This is a genomic window from Cellulomonas citrea (assembly GCF_009829685.1).
In the GTDB taxonomy this organism is placed as follows: Bacteria; Actinomycetota; Actinomycetes; order Actinomycetales; family Cellulomonadaceae; genus Cellulomonas; species Cellulomonas citrea.
In genome coordinates this window covers 1-506 of sequence record NZ_VWSD01000425.1, presented here as the reverse complement: position 1 = coordinate 506, position 506 = coordinate 1, and the positions used below count along the sequence as shown (strand labels likewise).

At 65.0% G+C, this 506-nt stretch carries 1 protein-coding gene; it reads left to right on the top strand.

What is annotated here, in order from left to right; translation table 11 throughout:
• Positions 1–36: 36 nt before the first annotated feature.
• Positions 37–506 (top strand): PilZ domain-containing protein (locus F2B26_RS17080; RefSeq protein WP_210766865.1); only part of this gene is annotated, 470 nt, incomplete at its 3' end.

The window sequence follows — 506 nt, the reverse complement described above, 5'->3', positions numbered from 1 at the left end:
GATGCCAAGCGCACGCTGCGTCCTGAGATGCGTGACGTGCTGCTGCTGCGCGGATTCTCCGGGCGCGCGGTGGTCAGCATGCTGTGCAGCGTGGTGGCGTCAGGGCAGTTTCCCTCGCCCTACATCGTCCTTGCGATGCCGACCAAGGTGCACAAGGTGCAACTGCGCAAGGCAAAGCGCGTGCAGGTCCGCATCGGCGCGACGATGCGTGCGGAGGGGCAACCGGCAACGGCCGCGGATCGTGTCGCCATCATCCGCGATATCTGCCTCAACGGTGCGCTGGTGCAAAGCGTGGGCGCAGCGTTCCAACCGGGCGATTGGCTGAATCTGGACTTCAGCGCCTATGTGGATGGGCAGCAAGAAGACTTCTCCATCACGGGGCGTGTTGCCAGCGGCTCACCGGCGCTGGGTGCGCCGACGTCTGCGTTTCCGTCGTTTGGCGTGGAGTTCTCGCTCTCGAAAGAGCAGACGGCGCGGCTATCGCGCCTGATCATCGAGCGGCTGGA